Below are 26,599 nucleotides of genomic sequence, written 5' to 3' on the forward strand. Positions count from 1 at the left end.
ACCTGATCCTTATTATTAAGAACACCACAAATATAAAATGTGGGAGCGGGCTTGCTCGCGAAGGCGGTGTGTCAGACAGCATAGGGGTTGCTGACACACCGCCTTCGCGAGCAAGCCCGCTCCCACACTAGAGATCACCGCCTTTAGATCCCCTGGGGAATCTCTTCACCACCCAACGCTTCCACCAGCGCCGGCAAGAACTCGCCGAACGTCAGCATCATCAGCGTGAAGCTGGCGTCCAGTTGGCCGAGGGCTTCGTCGCCGCCGTCCTGCTCTGCCTGGTCCTGCAACAGGTCTTCGAACTTCAGGCGCTTGACCACCATCTTGTCGTCGAGCACGAAGGACAACTTGTCCTGCCAGGCCAGCGACAGTTGCGTCACCACCTTGCCGGTGTTCAGGTGCAGCTGGATTTCGTCGCTGGTCAGATCCTGGCGCTTGCAACGCACGATGCCGCCGTCTTCATGGGTGTCGCGCAGTTCGCATTCATCCAGCACGAAGAAGTCGTCCGCGGCTTTCTGGGTCTTGACCCAGTCGGTCATGGTGGCGGTCGGGGCCATCTTGACCGTCAGTGGGCGTACCGGCAGCGAACCGATGACTTCGCGCAGGGTCGACAGCAGGTCTTCGGCGCGTTTCGGGCTGGCCGAGTTCACCAGGATCAGGCCCTGTTTCGGCGCGATGGCGGCAAAGGTGGACGAGCGACGGATGAACGCACGGGGCAGGAACGCCTGGATGATTTCATCCTTGAGCTGGTCCCGTTCCTTTTTATAGACCTTGCGCATTTGCTCGGCTTCGATCTCTTCGACCTTTTCCTTCAGGGCATCGCGCACGACGCTGCCCGGCAAGATGCGTTCTTCCTTGCGCGCGGCGATCAGCAGGAAGTCCTGGCTGACATGCACCAGCGGCGCGTCTTCGCCTTTGCCAAACGGCGCGACGAAACCGTAAGTGGTCAACTCCTGGCTTGCACATGGACGCGCCAGTTTGCTGGCCAGTGCAGTTTCCAACGCCTCGGCATCAAAAGGCAGATCTTGGGTCAGGCGATAGATAAGCAGGTTTTTGAACCACATGGGGTGAGTCTCTCCTTTATACAAAGGGGGGCATTATTCTCTTCGCGGCGCCATAGGCCAACCCTTCGCTAAGCCTTTGGAAGGCCTGAAAAAATTAATTTAAAAAGTGCTTGCCAGCTTAAAGAGTGCTCCGTAGAATGCGCGCCACACCGAAAGCGAAGGGTGATTAGCTCAGCTGGGAGAGCGTCTGCCTTACAAGCAGAATGTCGGCGGTTCGATCCCGTCATCACCCACCATTTCGCTCAACGTGTTACGCGCAGCGGTAGTTCAGTCGGTTAGAATACCGGCCTGTCACGCCGGGGGTCGCGGGTTCGAGTCCCGTCCGCTGCGCCATATTCGGTAACCTGGAACACTGAACGCCAGGTCACCACGGAAAGCCCGCTAACGCGGGCTTTTTGCTGTTTGCAGTTCCCGCGGTGTGTGTTGCTCATGTTTTTTTGCTGAATTTGCTAATTAAATCAGCACGTTACAAAAAACTGTGAGAGAATGCGCCCCGCATCGAAAGTGAAGGGTGATTAGCTCAGCTGGGAGAGCGTCTGCCTTACAAGCAGAATGTCGGCGGTTCGATCCCGTCATCACCCACCAAACTTTCAATGTTACGCGCAGCGGTAGTTCAGTCGGTTAGAATACCGGCCTGTCACGCCGGGGGTCGCGGGTTCGAGTCCCGTCCGCTGCGCCATATTTGGTTACCTGGAATGCTGAACGCCAGGTGGCTACTAGAAACGACGCTTTTCCTTTACGAGGGAAGAGCGTCGTTTTTTTTTATTCTCTTTTTTTGTGTGTATCCGTTGCTGCAGTAACGGCGACTTAGGGTTCCGCCCTGGCGGCGGGGCACTTTGAAGAGCCCGGAAGCCGGCCCAGTCAAAAGTAACCAAAGCGCTCATGCCCATCACGGTTTCATAGTCGATGAAGGTGTTGGATGGGCTGACCTCATCGCGAGCAGGCTCGCTCCCACAGGTTTTGCGGTGCACACGGATTTTGCGTCTGCTGAAGATCCCCTGTGGGAGCGAGCCTGCTCGCGAAGGCGATGTCACAGTCGATGAAGATATTGAAAGGGCCGGCCACTTCGCGAGCAAGCCCGCTCCCACAGGTGATCTCGGGCGTACATGAGACTTGAGTTCATCGCAGACCCATTGTGGGAGCGAGCCTGCTCGCGAAGGCGGTGGGGCAGTTTGTATTGATGTTGGCTGTGCCGGCCACTTCGCGAGCAGGCTCGCTCCCACAATGGGTTCTGCGGTGTATATACGCTTTGTGGGCTGCTGAAGATCAGGTGCGGGAGCGAGCTTGCTCGCGATAGCGGAACGGATATACACCCAACCCCCCGTCTACTGCTCAGCATTCCGCCGATGCCGATAATCGCTGACCGCCTCATACACCGCCTTACGCAACCGATTAATCCCCCCAATCGGCCGATGCGCCTCAATCCCAAACCAAGGATTGAACGACTGATTATCACAAGCCAGATTCAGCTTGGGCGTATCAAAATCCTGAGCCGGCACCTTAATGCGCGCCACGGTTTCGAACGGCGCATCACTTTCCTGCCATTCAATACTGGTGTCTTCGATCGGCATGTACTTGCTCGGATCCTGACGCTGGACCTGCAAGACAAAACACGCCGGCATCCGGTCTGTGGACAACTGCTGGTTCAGCGCGCTGCGCAAGAAATTCGGCAAATCCTGATTCTGCGGTGGCAGGGTATAGCTTGGACAGCTGTCCGGATCCGGCGCGACGCGAAACTTGGCGTTGGCCTCGCCAAACTTATAAGGCGATACCGAGAAATAAGTGGTCTGGGTCGGACTGGCCGGGGCCGGCGAGAGGGTCGCCAAAGCGATGAACAGATGCCGAATCTGCCAAGTGCGCGGGTCCAGACTCGGAAAAAAAGCCATCGCCTTCTTCCCGTCAGCCTGAGCGGCCACATTCTGACGGTACTCGGCGACATCGCTGACAAAGAAGTTCGGATGATTGAACATCACGAAATCCTGCTCGCCGAATGATTGCCGGTCCGCCAGCAATTGCTTGCCGGGCACGTTCAGCAGTTTGATTGCCATCCCCCGGGCATCGCGCAGGCTGTCGAATTGCGGATAAGCGTTGCCGTTGGACAGGCGGATCGTGGCCTGCCAGGTCTTGCCCGGTTCGGCGAACACCCCCTGGCGCAACGGGGTAGGCAGGTCGCTCTGCACCTGGACCTCGGCCATGACGCAACCGTGCGCCTTGGCATGGGCATCACGCAGATAGCGTGTGCCTTCGCGGTGCTGATCGACGATGCGGATCGCAGTCTGGATGATGTCCTGGGTCATGGCGGCTTCGCCGGGTGCCACCTGTTCCTTGTCCGGGACAGGTCCCCTGTGTTGCCAGGCAAACCAGGCCGAGGACAGTGCCCAGCCGAGCAACCCGATGCCGAGCAGCCACAAGAGCGTCTTGCCCAAAAAGGCGCCGAGGCGCAGCCAGAGCGTGATCAACATGCCAACATCCTTTTACCGGTGGGGTTCATCATTACAGTTGCGACTCCAGTGGCCCGCCCAGTACTTTTAAATACTCCAGCAAGGCCCAGCGTTCCTGCGGTTGCAGCAGGCGGCCAATGACGCCGTTGCCGCGTTCGCCCGCGCGAAATTCATGGCCGCTGTTGTGATTGCCGGTAACCCGGGTATCGAAGTTAAAGCCGTTAGTGAAGGCTTCGGTGCGATAGCCCAAATGGCGTGGGTCGTATTCGAAGTTGCCTTTATAGAAGGTGGTCGCCCGCTCAGCCTGGGGGGACAACAGTTGATAGATCGTCGGCACCGAGCCGTTGTGCAGGAACGGTGGCGTGGCCCAGACACCCGCCAACGGCCGGGCCTTGTAGGCGCGCAATTCACGTACGCCGATGGGCAGGCCGAAACCGTCCAGGGCCGGGCGCTCGGCGGGGGTGACCCCGGCTTCACGGTAAGCACGGTTTTCGACGAAGGCAGTGACGTAGGCCAAGCCTTTGGCGACCGAGAGTTGGCTCAGGTCCAGCGGCTCCGTCGGGGTCGGGTGCAGTTGCACTTCCAGCTTCGCCAGTTCAGCCGGGTTCCATTGCAGGCTGGTCAGGTCGTAACGGTAATCAGCAATATTATTGGCAGTGCCCGGGTCGGTGCCGATCACTTTCACCGGCAGCATGTGCAACTGCTGTACCGGCCTGTCGGGCCCCTGGACCACTTTGGGCACATGGCAGCCGGCGCAGTTTTCGACGAACAGGGCCCGGCCCTTGGCGGCCAGCGGTTTATCGACCGCGCCCAGCAACGCTTCCGGCCACACGGGCGCCTTGAGCAGTTGCAAGGTCTCTTCGATCTTGTTCAAGTCGCGCACGCGCACGCTGGAGGGGTATCGCGCGTCGCCCTGCAGCGGTTTGCCCTGGGCGTCGAAGAAATTCAGTGTGGCGCCTACTCCCAGCGCTTCACCGACGTTTCGGGCCATCGGTTGCTGGGCCGATCCGTTCCACTGCACCCAGTCGAAGGTCCACATTTCCCACAACTGTGGATAGTCCACCGGCGCGTTGGCGACCCGGTAGTTTTCCGCCGAGATGGCGTCGCCGAAGCTGGCATTGGCAATGCGGCCGAAGGCGTCGGTACGGCCAGGGCCTTCTTCGGTGGGGTAGAGGCCGCGATGGGTATCGTTCCAGGCCACCCGCAGGAAAGTATCCAGGGAGTCCTTGAACGCCTTGCGCAGGTCCTCGTGGCGGGCGTCGTAGTCCTTGCCCAGGACTTGGCGGGCGAAGCGTTCGAATTTCCAAGGGTTGTAGTACGTAGACGCCAGACTGGCGACTAATGCCTGTCCGAAACTGCCACCGCGTAGCGTAGGAACGCTGGAAGGCAGCACGTGCTGTGCCGAGCCGCCGTCGATCCGTATCGCCTGGCCCTTGAAGCGCAATTCGCCGGTGTGGCACGCAGCGCAGGTGATATCGAGGAATGGGTCGGCGCTGCCTGCGTTCTGGTGCCGGGTGAAACCCACCGGCAGATTGCCGGGATTCTCGGGCGTGGCTTTCTGGGCCGGATCGATAAGGAAGCCAAAGCGCGCCAGATACTCCGGCGATGCGAAGCGTTGTTGCGAAAACGGCAGTTCGAGGGCCGTGAACCAGTCGTAGCGCAGGCCTTTGACCTGGGTGCCCTGGGGCGTGAAGTAATAGGTCTGGCGTTCGGCGGCGCTCCATTGATCCAGGTAATGCACCTGTTGGATGGGCTCATAGAACGGCAGCCGGGGATTGGCGACGTAATAAAGCACCACGGCCACGACGACGATCAGCAGCGCGAGGAGCAGCAAGAGAATGCGAGAGAGGAGGCGCACGGTTACGTCCTTGTTTTTTTTGATATGCCCTTATGCCTCAGCGCTGCGCGGCGGGCAAGTGGCCAGTAGCCCCGTCCTGTGGGGGAGCGGCAAGGTGTCCCTGCGCGTAACGGATGACAGATGCTTCATTTGCCTGGGATCAAAAAGCGTTTGCGGACCTGAACTTATCATCACTTTGCGGCTCACATGCCGGTAGCCATTGGTCGTGGCCGCCTGATAAGCTCGCGGCTTTACTCGATTGCCCTTTAGGCGCATGAACAAGGAAATAGCATGAAACAGCATCGGTTGGCGGCGGCGGTAGCCCTGGTTGGCCTGGTACTCGCGGGTTGCGACTCGCAGACCAGCGTAGAGCTGAAAACCCCGGCGCAGAAAGCTTCCTACGGTATCGGCCTGAACATGGGCAAAAGCCTGGCTCAGGAAGGTATGGATGACCTGGACTCCAAAGCAGTTGCCCAGGGCATCGAAGATGCCGTCGGCAAGAAAGAACAGAAGCTGAAAGACGAAGAACTGGTCGAAGCCTTTGCCGCGCTGCAAAAGCGTGCCGAAGAGCGCATGGCCAAGATGAGCGAAGAGTCGGCAGCCGCCGGCAAGAAATTCCTCGAAGAAAATGGCAAGAAAGCCGGTGTCACCACCACCGCTTCCGGCTTGCAGTACGAAGTGGTCAAGAAAGCCGATGGCGCGCAGCCTAAGCCGACCGACGTAGTGACCGTTCACTACACCGGCAAGCTGACCAATGGCACCGTGTTCGACAGCTCCGTCGAGCGTGGCAGCCCGATTGACCTGCCGGTCAGCGGCGTGATCCCAGGTTGGGTCGAAGGCCTGCAACTGATGCACGTCGGCGAGAAGTACAAGCTGTACATCCCGAGCGACCTGGCCTACGGCGCCCAGAGCCCGAGCCCGGCCATCCCGGCCAACTCGGTCCTGGTGTTCGACCTGGAGCTGCTGGCGATCAAGGATCCGGCAAAAGAAGACGCAGCCAAGTAATCGCGTCTGTTATAACGACAACGCCTCGCTTATGCGGGGCGTTGTTGCATCTGGGCGGCGGTAAGATGGCAAAAAAACGAACGCCCGGTGCAAGCTATAGTCATAGGCATTGCAGGCGCTGTGCTAGACGCAGTCGGCTGGTCAAGTCAATGAAATATTGGGTTTTTTTATGTGAGTAAAAAACGCCCGATCTAAGCCGGGCCCTTATGGAACGGGGGCTTCAGCGGTGAAATGCAGCTCTGTTCACAAGGTTATCCACAATTTGTGTGGATAACATTTCAGTGGGAGAAAAAATGAAGGCCCCGTGGAATTTTGCGCGATTTCTGCCCTTGGCAGGCCGCCTGCTGGCCCGCGGTCGATTGCCGACATTGCTCTTCGCCGTCGCCAGCAAAGGTGCCCGGGAGGGTGGGCGGCTGGGCAAGCTCAAGGAGGACCTGCGCCTGTTGCAGGCCTTGTGCCTGGCCTACTGGCGCGGCGAGTACCGCGCGGTCAGCGCCAAGTCGATGCTGTCGATAGTGGCGGGGCTCATGTACTTCCTCAGCCCCTTGGACGCCATTCCAGACCTCTTGCCCATGTTTGGCATGTTCGACGACATCGCGGTGCTGGCCTGGATCATGAAAACCCTCGACGTTGAGCTCGAGGCATTCCGCGCCTGGCGTTATCGACAGTCACCCGAGACGCTGGCCAAAGTCGAAAGGCTTCCCGACACCCCGGAACAACTCCAGCTCCAAGGTCAGAAAAAGCCCTGATCCCCTGAGAATGCATCACCCCGCGACCTTAGCCGGCATTTAGGATTACACTTCCAAGGAAAAAGGCTGACTCGCTAAGTGTTGTTGTCCTACGGGGTAGACATGGATATTCAAATAATCACACGTGACGGAGAACCCGAGTACGCGGTTTTGCCGTGGGATCAGTACCAAGCGTTGTTGAAAGCAGCAGGTGTCAATCAAGCTCCGCCGCGTGAAGCGACAGTCCGGCACGCGGCGGCACCCGACCAGGTTCTCCCTGGCCTGGATCAATTACGCAGTTTGCGCGAAGGGAAGGGCATCGCCATTGAGGCGTTGGCTCGCACGGTAGGTATCAGCCCGTCTTATCTGGCCTTGATCGAGAGCGGCGAGCGACAGCCCGATGCCGCGATTCGGCGCAGTCTGGCCTGGGAGTTGACGGTGCCGGGTTGGAGGGAAGAATCGTGAGTGTACGCATCAGTCGGCAGCATTGGGATGGGTTGTTGGGTGAATTGGACCAGGCGCGGCGCCAGCGCCATTTATTGACTTACCGCGCCTTGCTGGAGCGCTTGCAACTCCCCAGCCCGGCCATGCAGACCTTGACCGCGGCCCTTGAGCATTTGGCGGCGCTGGACGCCCGGGCAGAACAGCCACTGCGCAGTTCCCTGGTGATCAGCCAGGGCGCGAGCCGGTTGCCGCGTACGGGGTTCTTCGAGTGCGTAGAACGCCTGGGCCGCTTTTCCGGGCCTTCCGATGGGGTGGCCGCCGCTTCCTGGCACGCTTCGGAAGTGGTCCGGGTGTTTGAATACGAATACCCCGAGTCGGCGGAGGCCTGAGTGCTCTGGCGACTCAAGGCGCGGCTCGGTTATTGGCTGGCGCGTCGGTTGTTTCACTGGCCCTGGTTCGTCCGCCAGCCGCGTGGCTGGGCCTGGCTCGAGGGCCAGTTCTCGCGCATGGCCAACCTGGGCGATGTCGGTGCGCAAAGTTTCTACGGGCACATCCTCACCTTTCGCGGCCAAGGGCTGGGCGCCCGTGAAGAAGGGATTCGCCTGCTGCGCCTGGCGGCACTGGCCGGTGATGGCAAGGCCGCCTACCAAGTCGGCGTGATCAGCCTGGCCGGTACCACCAACCAGGCGCCGGACCCGCTCGAAGCGGCACGCTGGTGGACCTTGGCGGCGAAAGCCGGGCATCCGTTGGCCGAGATCAAGCTCAAGGCCCTCGAAGCCCGCGACTCTTAGCGTTATCCACAGGCTATTCGTGGCAGCGGGGCGAATTTAGCGAATCGCCCTACATCCTTTGTCCCGTTCCCCTGACTTAATTCCCCCGCCATCCCCGGCACAGTCTCGCGCTCCTTGAGTGCTGCGAGACATTGCCCATGTTCGACCGTTTTTTCCTGCCGGCCCTTGAGCGAGCCCTGTCCTGATGGAACAGGTGAACCGTATCGAGCAGGAACTCGACCGCTTCAAAGACACCTTGTCGGTCTACCGCGAGCAGCTTGAGCGCTGGTACAGCCGGGCGGCAGACCGGGCCAGCCACGCGGCCGACTTGCCCTCGCTGATGGGCATGGAGCGGCTGATCCGTTTCGGCGACAGCACCACTGCCGTCGGCGCCCGTGACGATGATTTTCTCTCCACGGTCGTCCAGTGCCCCCTGGGCGGCGTGATGACGATCGAGAGCAAGTTCGAGTCGGTGTACGACATCCCCTTGGGCGACATCGTGGTGGATGTGGTGGCGGTGGAGGGCGGCGAGGTTACGCCGGTCACTCTGGACGCCCGGGGCCTGGGGACCTTCAAGGGGGAGGCGGGCAAGTCCTATCGGGTTCACGTTCAGGGCGAGGTGTCCGCCAAGCAAATAGAGAACTTGTTTTCTTCCTACGATGGCTTGGCCGGTGATCTGACGGACTGGCTACGACACGAGTGGCAAGGTTTCAAGCCGCGATGGGCGCAGCAGTCCTTGGCGACGTCGGCGGCTGCGGTGGGGAACGGGTTGCTCGCTGGCAGTTGGGCGGCGATCGAGGGGGTGTGGGACAGCATCAGTCTGCTCTCGGACATCCTCAAGGACCCCGGTCAGTTTGTTGATCGGTTGGGTGAAAGCGCTGAGCAGTTGAAGAAGCTGGCGCAAGACACCCCGGCGGTGATGGCGAAGCTGCAACTGCTGGCCAGTGACGAAGCGGCGCTGTGCCTGTTGGTGCGCACTGCCAGTCTCTGGTTGGACATGTTGCCGCCCAGCGAAGTCGCCGGCGAAACGGCCGAAGCGCTCTCCACTGTGGTGGTGCAACTGGTGATCGACTTGCTGATCGGCGTGGTCTTGACCTTTGCGGGGGCGGGGGCTGGGATCGCCTATCTATCGATGCGGTTGGCCAGGCATGGTGCAAGCCTGCTGAACGCAGTGCAGCGTTTCGTCAAGGCGATCTTCGCGGTGGTCAACGGCTTCATGACCTACGTGGACCGCTACAAAACCGTGGCGGCACGCGGCATCGCGGCGGGGATAAAAAAAGGCCGGATGCAGCTGCGCTGGGATGCACAGCGCAACACCACACTGAAAAAACACGAACCCCACGACGACGCCCCCGCCCAATCGAAAAACCCCAACGGCGACAGCGCCGACACCGCCGCCCAGACCCAGACCAGCGGCTGCCCGGTGTCGATGGTCACCGGCGAAGAACTACTGACCCTCGACGACGGCACCCTTGATGGCCGCTTGCCGTTTGTCTTCACCCGTTTATACCGCACCAGCGCCGCCAACCTGGACGTCGGCCTCGGGCGCGGTTGGAGCCATGCCCTGGCCCATCGCCTGGAGTTCGACGGCGAGCAAGTCACCTGGGTCGACCAGGAAAACCGTCGCACGCTTTTTCCATTGCCCAGCACCCAGCGCCCGGCGATCCACAACAGCCTGGCCCGGGCGGCGATCTACCTGGGCAGCGAGCCGGACGAGCTGATCGTCGCCCAACCGGGGGAAAACGCCCCGTTCCTGCACTTTCGCGACGGCCGCCTGACCGCCCTCAGCGACCGCTACGACAACCGCCTGACCCTCCAGCGCAACATCCACGGCGACATCTGCCGCCTGGATAACGGCGCCGGGCGTTCCCTGCGCCTGCGCTACGAACAGCGTCACCTGATCGCCGTCGACTACCAGAGCTTCCACCCGGCCATCACCCTCGACGAAGCCTGGCGGACCGAGCAGACGCTGGTGTCCTACCGCTACGACGGACGTTTCCGACTGATCGAAGCGACCAATGCCGCCGGTGAAAGCGAACGCTACGACTACGACGACCAGCACGTCATCCTCCAACGGCAATTGGCCGGCGGAGCGAGTTTTTATTGGGAGTGGCAAGGCGTCGGGCCGGCGTCTCGCTGTGTACGGCATTGGGCTTCGTTTGCGCAGATGGACAGCCGCTACACCTGGGGCGAGGACGGCAGTGTCACCGTCCGGCACCTGGATGGCAGCCAGGAAGTGTATGTCCACGACGACCGGGCGCGGCTGGTGCGCAAGGTCGAGCCCGACGGCGGCGAACACCTCAAGGCCTATGACGAACAGGGCCGGCTGATCGCCGAGCAAGACCCGCTGGGGGCGGTCCGCGAATACCGCTACGACGACGTCGGACGACTGTTGGCGCTGATTCCTCCAGATGAAGCGCCGACGTCCTACGAATACCGCAACGGTTTCCTGCACACCCGTCAGCGCGGCCAGGCCGTATGGACCTACCGCCGCAATGACCGGGGCGATGTGATCGCCAGCATCGACCCGGACGACCAGCGTACGGAATATGCCTACGATGCCCATGGGCAACTGCTGGCAAGGTACGACCCGGACGGCGGCGAACATCGCTTCACCTGGAGTCGCCTGGGCCAACTGACTGAAGAAGTCCTGCCCGACGGCGGTCGCCGGTGTTTTTCCTACGATGCCTTGGGACGTTTGCTCAGCCGCCGGGACGAACACGGCGCCCTCACGCACTACCAATGGGACGCCGTCGGCCGACTGCTGCAAGTCACCCTGCCCACCGGCGCCATCCGGGCCTGGAGCTACAACGCCTACGGCAAGGTCATTGCAGAGCGCGACGAACAGGGCCGCACCACCCGCTACGAATACGCCGATGACCTGCACCTGGTCAGCCGTCGCCTGAACCCCGACGGTAGCGAGCTGAAGTACCGCTACGACTCGGCGCGGCTGTTGCTGACCGAGATCGAGAACGAATCCGGCGAACAATATCAGCTGGACTACACGCCCAACGGCTTGATCCGACAGCAAATCGGCTTCGACGGCCAACGCACCGCCTACGCCTACGACCTCAACGGTCACCTACTGGAAAAAATTGAGCACGGCGAGGACGGTTCGCAATGGGTCACCCGCTACCAGCGCGACGCGGCCGGGCGGCTGCAACTCAAAACCTTGCCCGACGGCCAGGCCATCGAATACCGCTACGACGAACTGGGCCGGCTGGTCTACGTCGATGACGGCAGCGACCATCCGCTGGCCTTCGAATACGACGCCCAGGATCGGCTGATCACTGAGCACCAGGGCTGGGGCACCCTGCGTTATCGCTACGATGCCTGCGGACGCCTCAACCACCTGCGCCTGCCGGACGACAGCCAGCTCGACTACCACCACGCCCCGGGCGGCGCACTGACCGCCATCGACCTCAACGGCGCGCGCCTGACCGAACACCGCTTTGACGGCAGCCACGAACGGCAGCGCCAGCAAGGCCAGTTGCTCAGCGACTACAGGTACGACGAACAGGGCCGCCTCAAGGCCCAGACCGCGTGGCAGAACCCACAGCAGCAACTGCTCTGGCGCGACTATACCTACAGCCCCAAGGGCAACCTGCAAACCCTTTCCGACCACCGAAACCGCCGCAGCTACCAGTACGATTCTCTAGATCGCCTGACCCGCATCGACTTTTCCCACAGCGAACCGCCGGAACACTTCAGCCACGACCCGGCCGGCAACCTGCTGATGCAGGACCGCCCCGGCCCGACCACCCTCAAGGGCAACCGCCTGCTGAAGGAGGGCGACCGCCACTACGACTACGACGCCTTCGGCAACCTGATCCGCGAACGCCGCGGCGAGGCCCTGGTCAGCGCCTACCGCTACGACAGCCAACACCGCCTGATCGGCGTCACCACGGCGGACGGCTGCGAAACGTCCTACCGCTACGACGCCTTCGGCCGACGCATCAGCAAGACCGTGGACGGCCTGACCACGGAGTTTTTCTGGCAGGGCGACCAAGTCGTCGCCGAAAACAGCCCGCGCCATCACCGCAGCTACGTCTATGAACCCGGCACCTTCCGTCCACTGGCGATGCTCAACGGCGAAGGCCCGGAAAACGCCGCGCCGTTCTACTACCACCTCGACCACCTGGGCACGCCCCAGGAACTGACCAACCCCGCCGGCCAGATCGTCTGGTCGGCGCGCTACAACGGCTACGGCAAAGTCACCGCACTCAGGCACGGCGACGGCGAGCAGCTTGAACAACCGCTGCGCTTCCAGGGCCAATACTTCGACCCCGAAAGCGGCCTGCACTACAACCGGCACCGCTACTACAATCCCGAGACTGGCCGCTATTTGACGCCTGACCCGAGCAAATTGGCGGGTGGGCTCAATGGGTATCGCTACACCCTGAACCCGACGGGGTGGGTGGATCCGTTGGGGTTGGTGGATTGTCCGGGGAAGGGGGGGTGTAGGCCGGGGGTTGGGGATCAGGATCCGGCGGCGAAGGTTGGGGTAGATGAGGGGGAGCCTGCGCTGCCCAAACCGACCGCCGCTGAGTTGGCCGAAAAAGAAGTCAGGCGTCTAGATCGGGAGCAAGGCATGCATATGGTTGGTAAGCATAGCCTTGCGGTTCCAGACCAAGTGTGGAAGCAGCGAGCCATTGATGGTACAGATCCCTTAACTGGTAGAACCCCTTCGCATAGGAAGGGGAATCCAAGTTCAAGGTTTAATAGTTGGGAGTTACAGCTAAAGGCCTATGAGTTAGCAATTGCAAAAAAAAATAGCGGGCATGAACTGCTGGTAGACAAAAGCGGAAGCAAATATCTACGGGCAGATCTACCGGGTGCGGGGAAAGGATACATTCCAAACTCCAAGGATCCAAACGATCCAAAACTGGTTGACATGAACCGTATAGAAATGAAATTTGATCGGGATACCGAAATTCCATTTACACTGTATCCAATAAAATAGGAAGTAATAAAGTGATCGATCCAAGCACCGGCCAGCCATATATACCCACGCCTGCATATTTTTTGGGTTGTTTTGATATATATGATCGAGAAGAAACGCTAGGGGAAGAGCTTGAAAAATATGACCCCAACAGCCCAGCGGATCGAGAGATATTAATCTTAAACTACTCGCTGTCTAAAAAATGGAAAATAACGTACAGGCAAAAATTTGCATTGTATAAAAGTTTAGAAGAAGCGTTGCAAGACAGCGATTATGATTTTCAGACTTTGCTAGAACATGATTGTCAGGAGTGCTCATCGCTACCCGACGGATGGGACGCAATGAACGACCCAAGAATTTTTTTTGAAGATATATACAGACTGGCAAGTGAGCTATGGGCGGATGATCTTCGCAAGGCTGAAGCCGAGGATAGGTCTACTTGGTACTACATATAGGTGCTCAGGACCTTGTCACAAAATGCGGGACTTCTACTGCTTAATCACCAAACCGCTTTCGTGGCGAGGGAGCTTGCTCCCGCTGGGCTGCGAAGCAGCCCTAAAAACAACCCACTCGGTCAGTCAGACACACCGAGGCGTCGGTCAGAAGAGGGGGGCTGCTGCGCAGCCCAGCGGGAGCAAGCTCCCTCGCCACAGGGGTAGCGTCAGGCGTTCGGGCCAATGCGGGACTCACTTACACCGACAACCCCAACTCCATCACAACCGCCCGCTCAGCCAACCCCTCCACCAAATACACACTCCCTCCCAAAATCTCCTTGGCATGGTGCTTGGCCTGGGAAGCCAGTTCCGCCAGCTGGCTGGCATCCAACTCCCCACAAGCCTCGGCACGCAAGTGCACCACGCCAATCGACAATGACAATAACGCAAACTCCTGCCGAATCCCCTGCCGATTCAACGCCGTAAAGCATCCCGCCTCCAAATGCTCGGGGCGGTAGAAGCGGCGGCAGTGGGTCTGGAAGTCGCTGAGCAACTGGTCGAGGCGCTTGCGCCAGTCGTCCGGTCCGAGGACCAGCAGGAAGTCGTCGCCGCCGATGTGGCCGACGAAGTCGCGGCTGGGGTCGATGCGTTCGTTCAGACATTGGGCCAGGCACAGCAGGACTTCGTCGCCGCGACCGTAGCCGTAGATGTCGTTGAAGGGCTTGAAGCTGTCGATGTCGACGTAGCAGATCACCGATTCCTGCCGTTGTTGCAGCAGGCGCGTGAGGCATTGCTGGATCGGCACGTTGCCCGGCAGCAGGGTCAGTGGGTTGGCGTAGCGGGCCTGTTGGATTTTCAGTTCGGTGATGAGCTTGAGCACGTCGATTACCCGGCCAAGGCCCAGGTAGCCACCGTTGAGGGTGATGATGAAATCTTCTTCGATGCGTTGCCGGGCGCGGCTGGTGATCAGGCGGCTGACTTGTTGCAGCGACTGGTTCAACTCCACCGCCAGGAAGTCATCGCTCATCAGCCGACTGATGGGCTTGCGGGCGAACAGGTCGGTGGCAAAGGGCTTGAGCAAGGCGTCCGAGAGTGAATGGCGATGGACGATGCCACAGGGCTGGTTCTGATTGTCCAGCACCGCCAGGGAGTTGAGATTGGCCTGGCGCCGGAACGCTTCCAGCACGGACGCTGTCGGCGTGTCGTGAGCCACCGCCGGCTGTTCGTTGAGCAGCGCACTGAGGTCGTTGACCTCATCATTCAGCGCCACCACGCCGCTGTCCTGCCGGGGCATCAGTGCCCTGGCATCGCGCGACGGTTGTTCCTGGGGCCGGGCCAGCAGATAGCCCTGGACCAGGTCGACGCCCATTTCGATCAGCACCGCCAGCTCTTCCGGCAGTTCGATGCCCTCGGCAATCACCTGGGCGCGGGAAGCCCGGGCGATTTTCAGGATCGAGCCGACGAACTCGCGCTTGAGGGCGTCCTGATGAATGCCGTCGATGAAGTGCCGGTCGATCTTCACATAGTCGGGGCGCAATTCGGACCACAGCCGCAGGCTCGAATAACCGGCACCGAGGTCGTCCAAGGCAATCGAGAAACCCATCGCCCGGTAATGATGCAGGGCGGTTTGCAAGAGCTGGAAGTCATCGATGGGGGTCTGTTCGGTCAGTTCGATCACCACCTGGCTGGGGGCGATGCCGAAGTCTTGCAGCAATTGCAGCGTGCGTCCCGTCTGGTGCGCGGATTCCAGCAGGGATTCGGGCGAAACGTTGAGAAACAGCTTGCCCGGCAGCTTTTGCTCATTGAAGCGTTGGCAGGCGCTGCGGCGGCAGGCCAGTTCCAGCTCGCTAAGGCGTCCGGCTTGGCGCGCTACCGAAAGCAATGCGATAGGGGAGTGCAGCGGGCTGTTGGAAGGGCCGCGGGTCAAGGCTTCATAGCCCACGATGCGCCGTTCGGAAAGGCAGATGATCGGTTGGAACAGGCTGTGCAAACCGCTTTGAGCCAGGATCGAACTCAAGGCACTCAGCTGTTCTGTCGTGGTCATGGCAATCTCTGGCGATAAAAAAAGGACCGGGTGCGGGGCACCCAGTCCTGTATTTCACGACAGACTGATGTCAGTTTGATGACACTCCGACGAGCATCACCATTAAATGGCCATCATCTTAGTGCTTGGCGATCGCCGTGTTGAGTTTCAGGTAATCCAGCAGGATCCGCCCGGTCTCGCTCAGGTAGGCGTCGTCTTCCGGCTTGGTTTTCTCCGGCTCGGTGATCAGGTCTTCGTCCTCTTTCTTCAGCTCTTTGAGCGGTTCTTCGCCCTTGGCCTTGCGACGCAGGTTTTCCATGGCCAGTTGCTTGGCCTCGATGTCGGCATGCTGCGCCCGACGGTCGGCTTCGTTGAGGGTGACGGTTTTTTCCATCATTAATTTCTGCGCCAGGGCCAGCTTGTCGCGGATAAACACGAACTCTGCGTCCTGGGACGAACGCGCGTCATGGTCCGACTTGAGCTGGGCCAGGAACGGCTTGAACGGGTCCACGGCCGGTTTGATCGCCGGTCGGATGGTGTCCCACGGCATGGCTTCGGGCAGGGCGCTTTCACCGATTTCCTTGGTGTCGATGATCGATGGGTAATCGATGTCAGGCAGCACGCCCTGGTGCTGGGTGCTCTGGCCGGACACCCGGTAGAACTTCGCCAGGGTCAGCTTCAGTTCGCCGTGGTTGAGCGGCTGGATGGTCTGCACGGTGCCTTTGCCGAAGGTCTGGCCACCGATGATCAACGCACGGTGATAGTCCTGCATGGCGCCGGCGAAAATCTCCGAGGCCGACGCCGACAGGCGGTTGACCAGCAAGGCCATCGGCCCCTTGTAGAACGCGCCCGGATTTTCATCTTCCAGCACATCCACTCGGCCATCGGCGTTGCGCACGAGCACGGTCGGGCCCTTGTCGATGAACAGGCTGGTCAGTTCGGTGGCTTCCTGCAGGGAGCCGCCGCCGTTGTTGCGCAAGTCGATGACCACGCCGTCGACTTTTTCCTTCTGCAGTTCGGTCAGCAGTTTCTTGACGTCGCGGGTGGTGCTTTTGTAGTTCGGATCCCCGGCGCGGAAGGCCTTGAAGTCCAGGTAGAAAGCCGGAATCTCGATGATGCCGAGCTTGTAGTCCTTGCCGTCCTGCTTGAGGTTGAGGACCGATTTCTTCGCCGCCTGTTCTTCCAGCTTCACCGCTTCGCGGGTGATGGCCACGATCTTGCTGGTCTGGTCGTTCGGCGCATTGCTGGCCGGGATGACTTCCAGGCGCACCACCGAGCCTTTCGGGCCACGGATCAGCTTGACCACTTCGTCCAGGCGCCAGCCGACCACGTCGACCATTTCCTTGTTGCCTTGGGCGACGCCGATGATCTTGTCCGCCGGGCTGACCTGCTTGGTCTTGTCCGCCGGGCCTGCCGGAACAAGGCGCACGATTTTCACCTGGTCGTTGTCGCTCTGCAGCACCGCACCGATGCCTTCCAGGGACAGGCTCATGTTGATGTCGAAGTTTTCCGCGTTATCCGGCGACAGATAATTGGTGTGCGGGTCGTAGGACATGGCGAAGGTATTGATGTACGCCTGGAAAATATCCTCGGCGCGGGTCTGGTCCAGGCGCGCCAACTGATTCTTGTAGCGCTTGGTCAGGGTTTCCTGGATCTGCTTGGAGTCCTTGCCGGCGATCTTCATGCGCAGCACTTCGTCCTTGACGCGCTTGCGCCACAGGTCATCGAGTTCGGCCGTGCTTTTGAGCCAAGGGGCGTCCTTGCGGTCGACCTGCAAGGTTTCCTTGGCATTGAAGTCGATTTTGTCGACGCCTTTGTTCAGTTCGGCCAGGGTGTAGTCCAGGCGCGCCTTCACGCGGTCCAGGTAACGCTTGTAAATGGTGAACCCGGCGTTCAGGTCGCCGCTCTTGAGGAAATCGTCGAACTGGGTTTTCCACTTGTCGAATTCGGCGATGTCACTGGCCAGGAAGTAACTGCGCGATGGATCGAGCAGCTTCAAGTAGCTGTCATAGATGATGACCGAGCGCGCATCATCGAGCGGTGGCTTGCTGTAGTGATGGCGCTTGAGCAATTCGACGACGTTAAGGCTGGCAATCACTTCGTCGCGATCGGGCTGAAGCTTGTCCCAGCTGTTGGCTGCGAACGTATCGTTCGACAACGGTAACAGGCCGAGGCCAATGACGAGCGCGAGGGCGGTGCTGGGGAACAGGTGCTTCATGCTGATTCGACGCAGGGACAATTGATAACGCATATTAGGCCGTCTTTGAAGTCGCCGGTTCCATGTGGCCCGGGCGCATAATGCAAGAAAGCCCGGCGTTGAAGCAGCGGGCCCAGTCGAGACTCACTATGGAGGCACCGTGAAAGCATTGCAAGGCGTTGAAGGCCAAGTGGTATGGGCTGATGAGCCAAGTCCGGCATGTGATGTCGGGCAAGTTCGCATCCGTGTGGCGGCCGCCGGCCTGAATCGGGCCGATTTGTTGCAAAAAGCCGGACTTTACCCGCCGCCACCCGGCGCCAGCCAAGTGTTGGGGTTGGAGTGTTCGGGGGTGATCAGCGAGGTGGGGCCGGGCTCGTCCTGGCAGGTGGGCGACCGCGTCTGCGCGTTGCTGGCCGGCGGCGGGATGGCCGAGGAGGTGGTGGTCGATGGCCGGCATGTATTGCCGGTGCCGGAGGGCTTGTCATTGTCTGAAGCGGCCGCGCTGCCTGAGGTCTACAGCACCGCGTGGCTGAATCTGTTCCAGTTGGCGGCGCTCAAACCGGGCGAGAAAGTGCTGTTGCACGCCGGCGCCAGCGGCGTCGGTTCGGCCGCGATCCAGTTGTGCAAGGCCTTTGGCAACCCGTGCTGGGTCAGTGTCGGTTCGGCCGAACGGCTGGCCTATTGCGAGGCCCTGGGCGCCCAGGGCGGTGTAATTCGCACCGATGGCCTGGAGAGTCTGAACGACCTCGGTCCCTTCGATGTGATCCTCGATCCGGTGGGCGGCAGCTACGCCAAACTCAACGTGAAACTTTTGTCAGTTGACGGCCGCTGGGTGTTGATCGGCCTGATGGGCGGGCGCACGACCGAGCTTGATCTGGCCCAGGTGCTGGGCAAGCGTATCCAACTGCTCGGCTCGACCTTGCGCAGCCGCGACGAGCAGTTCAAGGCCGACCTGATCAGCGAACTGGGGCAACACGTGTGGCCGCTGTTTGCCGACAAACGCCTGAGCCCGCAACTGGCCCGGACCTTTGCGATCAAGGATGCCGAGGCGGCGTTTGCCGAGCTGGCAACCAACAGGGTGTCCGGGAAATTGGTGCTGCTGATCGATGAAAGCCTGAGCTGATTCCCGAAGCTGGATGCGAACTTGTGGGAGCAAAGCTTGCTCGCGAAAACGATGGATCAGTTTGCATTGATGCTGAATGTACGGCCGCCATCGCGGGCAAGCCTTGCTCCCACATTGGTTTCGGGCGCTCACAGGAAGTTACAGTCGGAAATTATAAGCCTTGGTGTAGCGCCGCAAGTCTGGGCTGCTTCGTCTTGCGCCACACGCACAAGCGGACCTCTGGTCGGCAGTCCGTATCCGTTGCACTAACCCTGCTAGCGTTAATCAATGAGGGGATGGGGTAACCGCAGCTTTCATTTCACCCGTGAGGTGAAGAGGTTGATCATGGCCATCGCCGAATGGCGCATGCAGGGCGTCGAATTCATTGCCTGCAACTGCAATTGGGGCTGCCCCTGCCAATTCAATGCGCCACCGACCCACGGCCACTGCCAGGCGGTGGCGTCGATGCGAGTGGAACACGGGTATTTCAATCAGGTGGCGCTGGACGGCTTGTGCTGGGCCGCCACCTTCGCTTGGCCTGGCGCCATCCACGAGGGCAACGGCAGTTGTCAGGTGTTCATCGACGAACGTGCCGACGAGGCGCAACGCCAGGCCCTGCTGACCATTCTTTCAGGCTTGGAGAGCGACCCTGGGGCCAACGTGTTCCAGGTGTTCAGCAGCACCATGACTGAAGCGTTCGATCCGCTGTTCGTGCCCATCACCCTATCCATCGATGTCGACCAGCGCTTGGCGCACCTGGACATTCCAGGCGTGTTGCAGGCCAGCGGCGAGCCGATCCGCAGCCCGATCGACGGCTCACCGCATCGCGTCCGCCTGTCCCTGCCCGAGGGCTTCGAGTTCCATGAGGCCGAAGTCGCCAGCGGCAGCTACCAGACGCATGCAGCCCTCAAGCTGCAATCCCAGGGCAGTCATAGCCACCTCGCCCACGTGCACTTCACCGGCCACGGCATAGAGCCGTAGCGATGGCAGAACCTCAGGCGGCGGCCCCGGGCAAGCGGCTGACAGGCGAGCAGTGGCTCCTGCTGCTCTGTCTGCTCGGGCTGACCGCCCTGGCCTGGCTGACACTGCTGCGCATGGCCCGCGACATGAGTGCGCCGGGCGGCATGGCGGATGCGGCAATGGCTGGCATGATCATGCCCTGGAGCCCGGCCGATGCGCTGCTGATGTTCGCCATGTGGACGGTGATGATGATCGGCATGATGCTGCCCAGCGCCCTGCCCATGTTGCTGATCTACCAGCAGATGCTGCGCAAGCGCATGCCGACACCGCAGCGACACCTGGCCCTGCTGCTGTTCTGCAGTGCCTATGGCCTGGTCTGGGCCGGCTTCGCCCTCGGCGCCACGGCGTTGCAATGGGCGCTTGAGCAGCTCGCCTTGCTCAGCCCGGGAATGCGCACCACCAGTACCGCGCTGGGCGCCGGCCTGTTGCTGGTCGCTGGGGTCTATCAGTGGCTGCCAAGCAAGGAGGCCTGCCTTGAGCATTGTCGCGGGCCGCTGCATTTCCTTCTCGGCTACTGGCGCCCCGACGTGCTCGGCGGGTGGCGCATGGGACTGGCCCATGGCGCTTACTGCCTGGGCTGCTGCTGGGCGCTGATGGGCCTGCTGTTCGTGGTCGGGGTGATGAACCTGCTTTGGGTGGCAGTGATCGGCGCCTTCATCTTGCTGGAAAAAAACTTGCCCCAGGGACGCTGGCTCAGTCGTCTCTGCGGTGTGTTGTTGATCGGCTGGAGTTTTTGGCTGCTGCTGGGCAACAGGCCCTGGTAGAACCAGGTTGAACCTGTGGTCTTATATTCGCAGGCATGGATCGCCCCCGTGGCGAGGGAGCTTGCTCCCGCTGGGTGGCGCAGCCGCCCCAATCGGGACGACGCAAGTATCCAGGTAGACCGCGTCAGCCGGTTTTACGACTGCTTCGCAGCCGAGCGGGAGCAAGCTCCCTCGCCACAGGGGCCGGAGTTTTTTCCCGTCCGGTGTTTATTTCCAGGTATGAATCGGCCAGCCGGCCGATTCGGCATGGGCCTTCAATACCGGGTCGGGGTTCACCACGTGCGGATGATCGACCTTGAGCAACAGCGGCAAGTCATTGCGCGAGTCGGAATAAAAACTCGCGCCTTCCAGGTTCTCTTCCTCGGCATCCAGCCAGTCCAGCAGCCGGGCGATCTTGCCTTCGCGGTAGGTCAGGGTGCCGACGGTCTGGCCGCTGTACACCCCATGGGCCACTTCCAGTTCGATGGCCAGGATTTCGTCGATGCCCAGGCGTTCGGCAATCGGCTTGACCAAGTGTGTGCCCGAGGCGGAAATCACCAGGATCCGGTCACCAGCCTTGCGGTGCTCAGCGATGGCCTTGGTGGCGTCGCTGAAGATGATCGGCTCGATGAAATCTTCCACCCATGGCGCCACTAGATGTTCTATCTCCTCGGGCGTGCGGCCGATCATCGGCTCCAGGCTGAAATCCATGTACGTTTCCATGCTCAACTTGCCGTGGCTGTAGGCGTCCATCAGCTCATTGTTGCGCCGCATGAACGACTCGGGATCGACCCAGCCCAGGCGGCCCATCTGTTCGCTCCAGAGGGTGGCGCAGTCGCCGTGGATCAGGGTTTCGTCCAGATCAAAAATTGCCAGGGCCATCAGCGCGTTTCCTTTTCAAAATCAGTTTCAAAATCAACAAAGCCGTCAGGCTACCTCACACAGCGCCGACGGATCGATGGAAAGTGACAACCGTGCGCCATCGGGGTGCAGGTCGGCGGCCGAACGATTGAGCACATCCACCACCAATTCCACGCCGCGGGCCTCGACCCGGTAGCGGATGACGTTGCCCAACAGGCTGTGGCTGCGGATCAGCGCGTCGGCCTCGCCGCTACGGCTCAGCTCGATGGCTTCCGGGCGGATGGCGATGCGGCCACTCACCGGCCGCTGCAGCAGTTTGCTCGCGCTGTCGGCGTCCAGCAGGTTGTAGTTGCCGATGAAGCCGGCGGCAAAGACATCGACTGGCGCCGTGTAAAGGGTTTCGGCATCGCCGCTTTGTACGATCTTTCCCTGGTTCATCAGGAAAATCCGGTCAGACATGGTCAGGGCTTCTTCCTGATCGTGTGTGACGAAGATCGTGGTCAGGCCCAACTCACGCTGGATCTGTCGGATCTGTTCGCGCAAGTGCTTGCGAATCCGCGCATCCAGGGCCGACAGCGGCTCGTCCAGCAGCAACAGGCGCGGCCGTGTGACCAGGGAGCGGGCCAGGGCGACGCGCTGGCATTGGCCGCCGGAGAGTTGATGGGGATAGCGGCCGGCAAACTCATGCAGCTCCACCAGGCGCAGGATCTCCAGTACGCGCTGGCGGCTGTCCCCGGCATCGACCTTCTGCATGCGCAGGCCGAAGGCGACGTTCTGCTCCACGGTCATGTTGGGAAACAAGGCGTAGCTCTGGAAAACCATGCCGATGCCGCGTTTCTGCGGGCTCAGCGGGACGATGTCTTGCCCGTCGAGGATGATCTGGCCGGCATCCACCGCAGTCAGGCCGGCGATGCAGCGCAACAGCGTGGATTTGCCGCAACCGGAAGGTCCGAGGAGGGTGACGAATTCGCCCTTGCCGATCTCGCAGTTGATGTCGCTGAACACCGGCGTGCCGGCGTAGCTTTTTTGCAGGTGTTGGACGCTGACGTAGCTCATTGGCTTTTGTCCTTGCTCAAGATGTTGGCCGCCCAGGTCAGGACCAGTACGAAGAAGAAATAGGAAATCACCAGCGCACTGGTGAAGTGACCGCTGCTGTTGCGCATGTTGTTCAGGTACACCTGCAGGGTTTCATAGCGGGTGCCGACGAGAATGTTGGCAAACACGAACTCGCCGAACAGGAACGAAAAGGACAGCAGCAGCGCCACCATCAGGCCCTTGCGCAGGTTCGGCAGCACCACCAGGAACGCGGCCTGGAAGGTGCTGGCGCCGAGCAGTTGGGCAGCGTCCATCAAGTCGCGCAGGTTGATCGCTTGCAGGTTGTTGGTGATCGCCCGGTACATGAAGGGCAGGGCGACGGTGAAGTAGCAACCGATCAGGATCCACGGCGTTCCGACCATCGCCAGCGGCCCGGAACCATAGAGTTGCAACAGCCCCACCGACGACACCACCGGCGGCACCGCGAAGGGCAGCAGGATGAGGATGTTCATCAGTGCGTCGAGCTTGGGGAAGTGGTAATGCACCACGAACAGCAACGGCAGGATCAACACCACCGAGAGCACCAGCGCACCGACACAGACCAGCAGCGATTGACCGAAGGCGTGGAGAAAACGCGGATCGCTCCACAACTGCACATACCATTTGAAGGTGAAGCCGCTGGGCAGCACGGTGGCCGACCAACTGCTGGCGATGGAGTAGACGAGTGTGCCGGCCAGGGGCAGCAGCAGGATGGCGAACAGCAGGTACACCACCACCCGATGATAAAGCCCGACGGAGCCCGGTTCAGCGCGAGACATGGTAGCTCCTCTTGAGCAGCAACTGATGGACGACGGTCACCACGGTCATCAACGCCACCAGTATCACGGCCAGGGCACTGGCCATGTTCGGGTCGAGGGAAATGTCGCCGGAGACCATGGCGGCGATGCGGATCGGCAGCACGTTGAAGTTGCCGGTGGTCAACGCGTAGACCGTGGCGTAGGCGCCGAGGGCGTTGGCCAGCAGGATCACGAAAGTGCCCAGCAGCGCCGGGGTCAGCACCGGCAAGCCGATGTGCCGCCAGAACTGCCAGCCGTTGGCGCCGAGCAACTCGGCGGACTCGCGCCAGTCTTCGCGCAGGGCGTCGAAGGCTGGATAGAGCAGCAGCACGCCCAGGGGAATCTGGAAGTAGGTGTAGAGAATGATCAGCCCGGTTTTCGAATACAGGTTGAAATCCTCGATGATCCCCGCCTGCTTGAGCATGAGCGTGATGCTGCCGTTGAACCCCAGCAAGATGATGAAGGCGAAGGCCAGGGGCACGCCGGCGAAGTTGCTGGTCATGTTGGCGAACGCATTGACGAAGTTGCGCAGCCGCGAATCCACTCGGCGCAGGGAATAGCTGCCGAGCACGGCAATGACGATGCCGAACACGCTGGACCAGAAGCTGATCTCCAGGCTGTGCTGGATTGCCTGCCGATAAAACTTCGAGCTGAAGATCTTGCTGAAGTTGGCCAGGCCCCAGCCGAACTCTTCCGATTCCAGGCTGTTGACCAGCACCCAGAGCAGCGGGGCGATCTGGAACACGATGAAGAAAATCGCGAAGGGCACCAGGCACAACGCTGCCAGCCATTTGCCGCGCGTCATGGCGTTCACTTGAGTAGCTCCTGGCAATAAGGTTTGTCGTGGTCGACGCCGAGTAATTGGCAAATGGTGCCGCACAGTTCGGTCTGCTTGGGCGCGGCAGCGGGATCGAAACTGAAGCTGTCACCCAGGACGAACAGCGGTACTTCCCGTTCTTCAGCCAGCAGGCCGTTGTGGGAACGGTCGTTGTTCATGCCGTGGTCGGCGGTCACCAGCACCTGGTAACCGGCGTCGAGCCAGCCTTGCAGGTAGACCGCCAGGTTGATATCGGCCGAGCGGGCGCTGTTGCGGTATTGCGGGGTGTCGAGGCCGTGCTTGTGGCCGGCGTCGTCGATGTTCATCGGGTGCACCAGCAGGAAGTTCGGCAAGTAGCGTTGGCGCAGGTGTTCGGCATCGGCGAACAGATGGGAATCGGGGTAGTGGTCATTCCAATAGAAATGCCCGTATTGGATCGGCAGGTCGGGGTTGTCGGTGTGACGATCACGACCGGCCACGAAAGGCGAAACGTTGTAGAGCTCGCTGACCCAGTGATACGCCGCAGCCGCCGTGCTCAGGCCGGCCTGGGTGGCATAGTGGAAAATGCTGCGCTGGTTCGACAGGCGCGAGACGTTGTTGTGCACGATCCCGCTGTCGATGGGCACGACGCCGGTGAGGATGCATTCGTAGAGCGGGCGGGACAGGGCGGGCAACTCACATTCCAGTTTGTAGAGGGCCGCGCGTCCTGCGCCGACGTAAGCCTGCAAATGCCCCATGGCATGCCGGGCGACCTCATGGTTGAGACCGTCGAGCACCACCAGGATGACGTTGTGCTTCATGGGTACCGGGACTCCGGGCAGATACCAGAAAACTCGGGGAACCAGCGAGCTCCACTGTGAGAGCAGGCCTGTGGGAGCAAAGTTTGCTCGCGATGCTGGCGACACGGTTCAACTGCAAGACCGGGTCATCGTTTATCGCGAGCAAGCTTTGCTCCCACAGGGACTCTTCCACAGTTGGGTGCCCAGTGGATCTCCGAGCGGGAGCGACCGCCTTATTGCATGTTGATGATCACTTCTTCCTGCCACTTCTGCGGCAGTGCCTTGGAAGTTTTCTCCCATGCATCCGCATCCTTGATCGGGGTTACGCCTTTGTACTGCTCGTTCGGCAGCAGTTTGGCCTGGACCTCTTCCGGCAGTTTCAGGTGCTCGGCGCGGATTGGACGGGCGTTGCCCTTGGCCAGGTTGATCTGGCCGGCATCGCTGAAGATGTACTCACGGGCCAACTTGGCGGCGTTCGGGTGCTTGGCATATTTGTTGATGATGGTGGTGTAGCCGGAGATCACCGAGCCGTCGGACGGAATCAGTACGACGTAGTCATCGGGGTTGGCCATCTTGGCCTTGTAGCTCAGGCCGTTGAAATCCCAGACCACGCCGACTTCGACTTCACCTTTTTCCATCGTGGCGATGGTCGGGTTGGCCATGGACAGGCGCCCTTGCTTGGCGATATCGGCAAACATCAACAGCGCCGGCTGGACGTTCTTCTCGTCGCCGCCGTTGGCCAGGGCCGCGGCCAGCACGCCGTTGGCGGCCTGGGCGGCGGTGCTCACGTCACCGATGGAGACTTTGTACTTGCCGGTCTTCAGGTCGGCCCATTTGGTCGGCACTTCGGAGCCGTGCAGCAGCTTCTTATTGACGATGAAGGCGATGGTGCCGGTGTAGGCCAATGCCCAGTTGCCGTCCTTGTCCTTGGCCCAGGCCGGTACTTGTTCCCAGGTGCTTGGCTTGTAGGGCTGGACCACGCCCTGCTTGACCGCGATCGGGCCGAAGGCCGCACCGACGTCGCCGATGTCGGCGCTGGCGTTGTCTTTTTCGGCGGCGAACTTGGCGATTTCCTGGGCCGAGCTCATGTCGGTGTCGATGTGTTTCAAGCCGTAGAGCTTGGCCAGGTCGTCCCAGGTGCCTTTCCAGTTTGCCCAGTCATCGGGCATGCCGACGCTGTTGACGGCGCCTTCCGCTTTCGCAGCGGCTTCCAACGTTTTCAGATCGGTGTCAGCGGCCATGGCGGCGGTGCACATGGCAATGGTCGAGCCTAACAGTGATGCCAGGAAAAGCTGTTTCATCCGAAGCTCCTATGGGCGTTTTCAACGCTGCGATTGCGGTTGTGTTGGTCTAGGTCAGCAATACCTGAGCCAATGTAGGCGAGCCCTGTGACATTTTGATGTCGGTGCCGCAGGCGGCCGGAAATGCCAGGCTCGTGGGGGTTGGCTGCGAATTAAGCGTAGACCATGGTTAAACGGCTGATCTGCAAGGACTTGGCCGTTAATTTGCACGCTGGCAAAA

General features: G+C 60.8%; 21 protein-coding genes and 4 tRNA genes. 14 read left to right on the forward strand and 11 right to left on the reverse strand.

Features of this window, described 5'->3' with window-relative positions:
• Positions 1–143: 143 nt before the first annotated feature.
• Positions 144–1,064 (reverse strand): recombination-associated protein RdgC, encoded by a 921-nt coding sequence (gene rdgC / locus M1D99_RS08155; RefSeq protein ID WP_014339706.1) that lies wholly within the window; start codon positions 1,062–1,064, stop codon positions 144–146.
• Positions 1,065–1,224: 160 nt separating this feature from the next.
• Here rdgC and M1D99_RS08160 point away from each other — a divergent pair.
• From M1D99_RS08160 to M1D99_RS08175, 4 genes are all read left to right on the forward strand, one after another.
• Positions 1,225–1,300 (forward strand) — tRNA-Val (locus M1D99_RS08160).
• A gap of 20 nt (positions 1,301–1,320) precedes the next feature.
• Positions 1,321–1,397 (forward strand) — tRNA-Asp (locus tag M1D99_RS08165).
• 176 nt (positions 1,398–1,573) lie between these two features.
• Positions 1,574–1,649, forward strand: a tRNA-Val gene (locus M1D99_RS08170).
• Positions 1,650–1,666: 17 nt separating this feature from the next.
• A tRNA-Asp gene (locus tag M1D99_RS08175) sits at positions 1,667–1,743 on the forward strand.
• A 646-nt stretch (positions 1,744–2,389) separates the two neighbouring features.
• Here the strand turns inward: M1D99_RS08175 and M1D99_RS08180 are convergent.
• Positions 2,390–3,526 (reverse strand): catalase family protein, encoded by a 1,137-nt coding sequence (locus tag M1D99_RS08180; RefSeq protein ID WP_434574634.1) that lies wholly within the window; start codon positions 3,524–3,526, stop codon positions 2,390–2,392.
• A 31-nt stretch (positions 3,527–3,557) separates the two neighbouring features.
• Positions 3,558–5,363: a di-heme-cytochrome C peroxidase gene (locus tag M1D99_RS08185; RefSeq protein ID WP_458131629.1), complete on the reverse strand. Its 1,806-nt coding sequence runs from the start codon at positions 5,361–5,363 to the stop codon at positions 3,558–3,560.
• Between the two features lie 270 nt (positions 5,364–5,633).
• On the opposite strand from M1D99_RS08185, the gene M1D99_RS08190 reads away from it, so the two are divergent.
• The 7 genes from M1D99_RS08190 (at position 5,634) to M1D99_RS08220 (ending at position 13,686) form a co-directional block, all read left to right on the forward strand.
• The gene (locus tag M1D99_RS08190) at positions 5,634–6,347 is read left to right on the forward strand and encodes an FKBP-type peptidyl-prolyl cis-trans isomerase (protein ID WP_030142016.1); all 714 of its coding nucleotides are present in this window, start codon (positions 5,634–5,636) and stop codon (positions 6,345–6,347) included.
• Positions 6,348–6,640: 293 nt separating this feature from the next.
• Positions 6,641–7,096: a YkvA family protein gene (locus M1D99_RS08195; RefSeq protein ID WP_186709871.1), complete on the forward strand. Its 456-nt coding sequence runs from the start codon at positions 6,641–6,643 to the stop codon at positions 7,094–7,096.
• Between the two features lie 102 nt (positions 7,097–7,198).
• Positions 7,199–7,540, forward strand: coding sequence for a helix-turn-helix domain-containing protein (locus M1D99_RS08200; protein WP_186709869.1), 342 nt, complete (start codon positions 7,199–7,201; stop codon positions 7,538–7,540).
• Positions 7,537–7,908 (forward strand): hypothetical protein, encoded by a 372-nt coding sequence (locus M1D99_RS08205; RefSeq protein WP_003179080.1) that lies wholly within the window; start codon positions 7,537–7,539, stop codon positions 7,906–7,908. Before M1D99_RS08200 ends, M1D99_RS08205 begins: the two co-directional genes overlap by 4 nt.
• The gene (locus M1D99_RS08210; RefSeq protein WP_434574636.1) at positions 7,909–8,310 is read left to right on the forward strand and encodes an SEL1-like repeat protein; all 402 of its coding nucleotides are present in this window, start codon (positions 7,909–7,911) and stop codon (positions 8,308–8,310) included.
• Between the two features lie 184 nt (positions 8,311–8,494).
• The gene (locus tag M1D99_RS08215) at positions 8,495–13,252 is read left to right on the forward strand and encodes an RHS repeat-associated core domain-containing protein (RefSeq protein WP_458131630.1); all 4,758 of its coding nucleotides are present in this window, start codon (positions 8,495–8,497) and stop codon (positions 13,250–13,252) included.
• 11 nt (positions 13,253–13,263) lie between these two features.
• Positions 13,264–13,686, forward strand: coding sequence for a hypothetical protein (locus M1D99_RS08220; protein ID WP_458131631.1), 423 nt, complete (start codon positions 13,264–13,266; stop codon positions 13,684–13,686).
• 235 nt (positions 13,687–13,921) lie between these two features.
• Here the strand turns inward: M1D99_RS08220 and M1D99_RS08225 are convergent, their stop codons facing one another.
• Complete coding sequence (locus M1D99_RS08225; RefSeq protein ID WP_186710139.1) at positions 13,922–15,709, reverse strand: bifunctional diguanylate cyclase/phosphodiesterase; 1,788 nt, start codon at positions 15,707–15,709, stop codon at positions 13,922–13,924.
• Between the two features lie 118 nt (positions 15,710–15,827).
• Positions 15,828–17,906, reverse strand: coding sequence for a carboxy terminal-processing peptidase (locus M1D99_RS08230; protein WP_186710148.1), 2,079 nt, complete (start codon positions 17,904–17,906; stop codon positions 15,828–15,830).
• A gap of 139 nt (positions 17,907–18,045) precedes the next feature.
• On the opposite strand from M1D99_RS08230, the gene M1D99_RS08235 reads away from it, so the two are divergent.
• The 3 genes from M1D99_RS08235 to M1D99_RS08245 all read left to right on the forward strand — a co-directional run bounded on the left by M1D99_RS08235 (position 18,046) and on the right by M1D99_RS08245 (position 20,771).
• Positions 18,046–19,008: a zinc-binding dehydrogenase gene (locus M1D99_RS08235; protein ID WP_434574639.1), complete on the forward strand. Its 963-nt coding sequence runs from the start codon at positions 18,046–18,048 to the stop codon at positions 19,006–19,008.
• A gap of 324 nt (positions 19,009–19,332) precedes the next feature.
• The gene (locus M1D99_RS08240) at positions 19,333–19,968 is read left to right on the forward strand and encodes a DUF1326 domain-containing protein (RefSeq protein WP_434574640.1); all 636 of its coding nucleotides are present in this window, start codon (positions 19,333–19,335) and stop codon (positions 19,966–19,968) included.
• A gap of 2 nt (positions 19,969–19,970) precedes the next feature.
• A complete protein-coding gene (locus M1D99_RS08245; RefSeq protein WP_458131632.1) occupies positions 19,971–20,771 on the forward strand; it encodes a DUF2182 domain-containing protein in 801 nt (266 codons plus the stop codon).
• Positions 20,772–20,978: 207 nt separating this feature from the next.
• Here M1D99_RS08245 and M1D99_RS08250 read toward each other — a convergent pair whose 3' ends face one another.
• The 6 genes from M1D99_RS08250 to M1D99_RS08275 form a co-directional block, all read right to left on the reverse strand.
• Complete coding sequence (locus M1D99_RS08250) at positions 20,979–21,632, reverse strand: HAD family hydrolase (RefSeq protein ID WP_186710133.1); 654 nt, start codon at positions 21,630–21,632, stop codon at positions 20,979–20,981.
• A gap of 45 nt (positions 21,633–21,677) precedes the next feature.
• A complete protein-coding gene (locus tag M1D99_RS08255) occupies positions 21,678–22,667 on the reverse strand; it encodes an ABC transporter ATP-binding protein (RefSeq protein WP_458131633.1) in 990 nt (329 codons plus the stop codon).
• The gene (locus M1D99_RS08260; RefSeq protein WP_186710129.1) at positions 22,664–23,464 is read right to left on the reverse strand and encodes an ABC transporter permease; all 801 of its coding nucleotides are present in this window, start codon (positions 23,462–23,464) and stop codon (positions 22,664–22,666) included. The genes M1D99_RS08255 and M1D99_RS08260 overlap by 4 nt, the downstream gene beginning before the upstream one ends.
• Positions 23,451–24,287 (reverse strand): ABC transporter permease, encoded by an 837-nt coding sequence (locus tag M1D99_RS08265; RefSeq protein ID WP_186710146.1) that lies wholly within the window; start codon positions 24,285–24,287, stop codon positions 23,451–23,453. The genes M1D99_RS08260 and M1D99_RS08265 overlap by 14 nt, the downstream gene beginning before the upstream one ends.
• A 5-nt stretch (positions 24,288–24,292) precedes the next feature.
• Positions 24,293–25,099, reverse strand: a complete 807-nt coding sequence (locus M1D99_RS08270; RefSeq protein ID WP_458131634.1) for an alkaline phosphatase family protein — start codon at positions 25,097–25,099, stop codon at positions 24,293–24,295.
• 212 nt (positions 25,100–25,311) lie between these two features.
• On the reverse strand, positions 25,312–26,379 hold the full coding sequence (locus M1D99_RS08275) for an ABC transporter substrate-binding protein (protein ID WP_186710124.1): 1,068 nt from the start codon (positions 26,377–26,379) through the stop codon (positions 25,312–25,314).
• Between the last annotated feature and the right edge of the window lie 220 nt (positions 26,380–26,599).

It is taken from the genome of Pseudomonas sp. R3-41, from assembly GCF_054161485.1.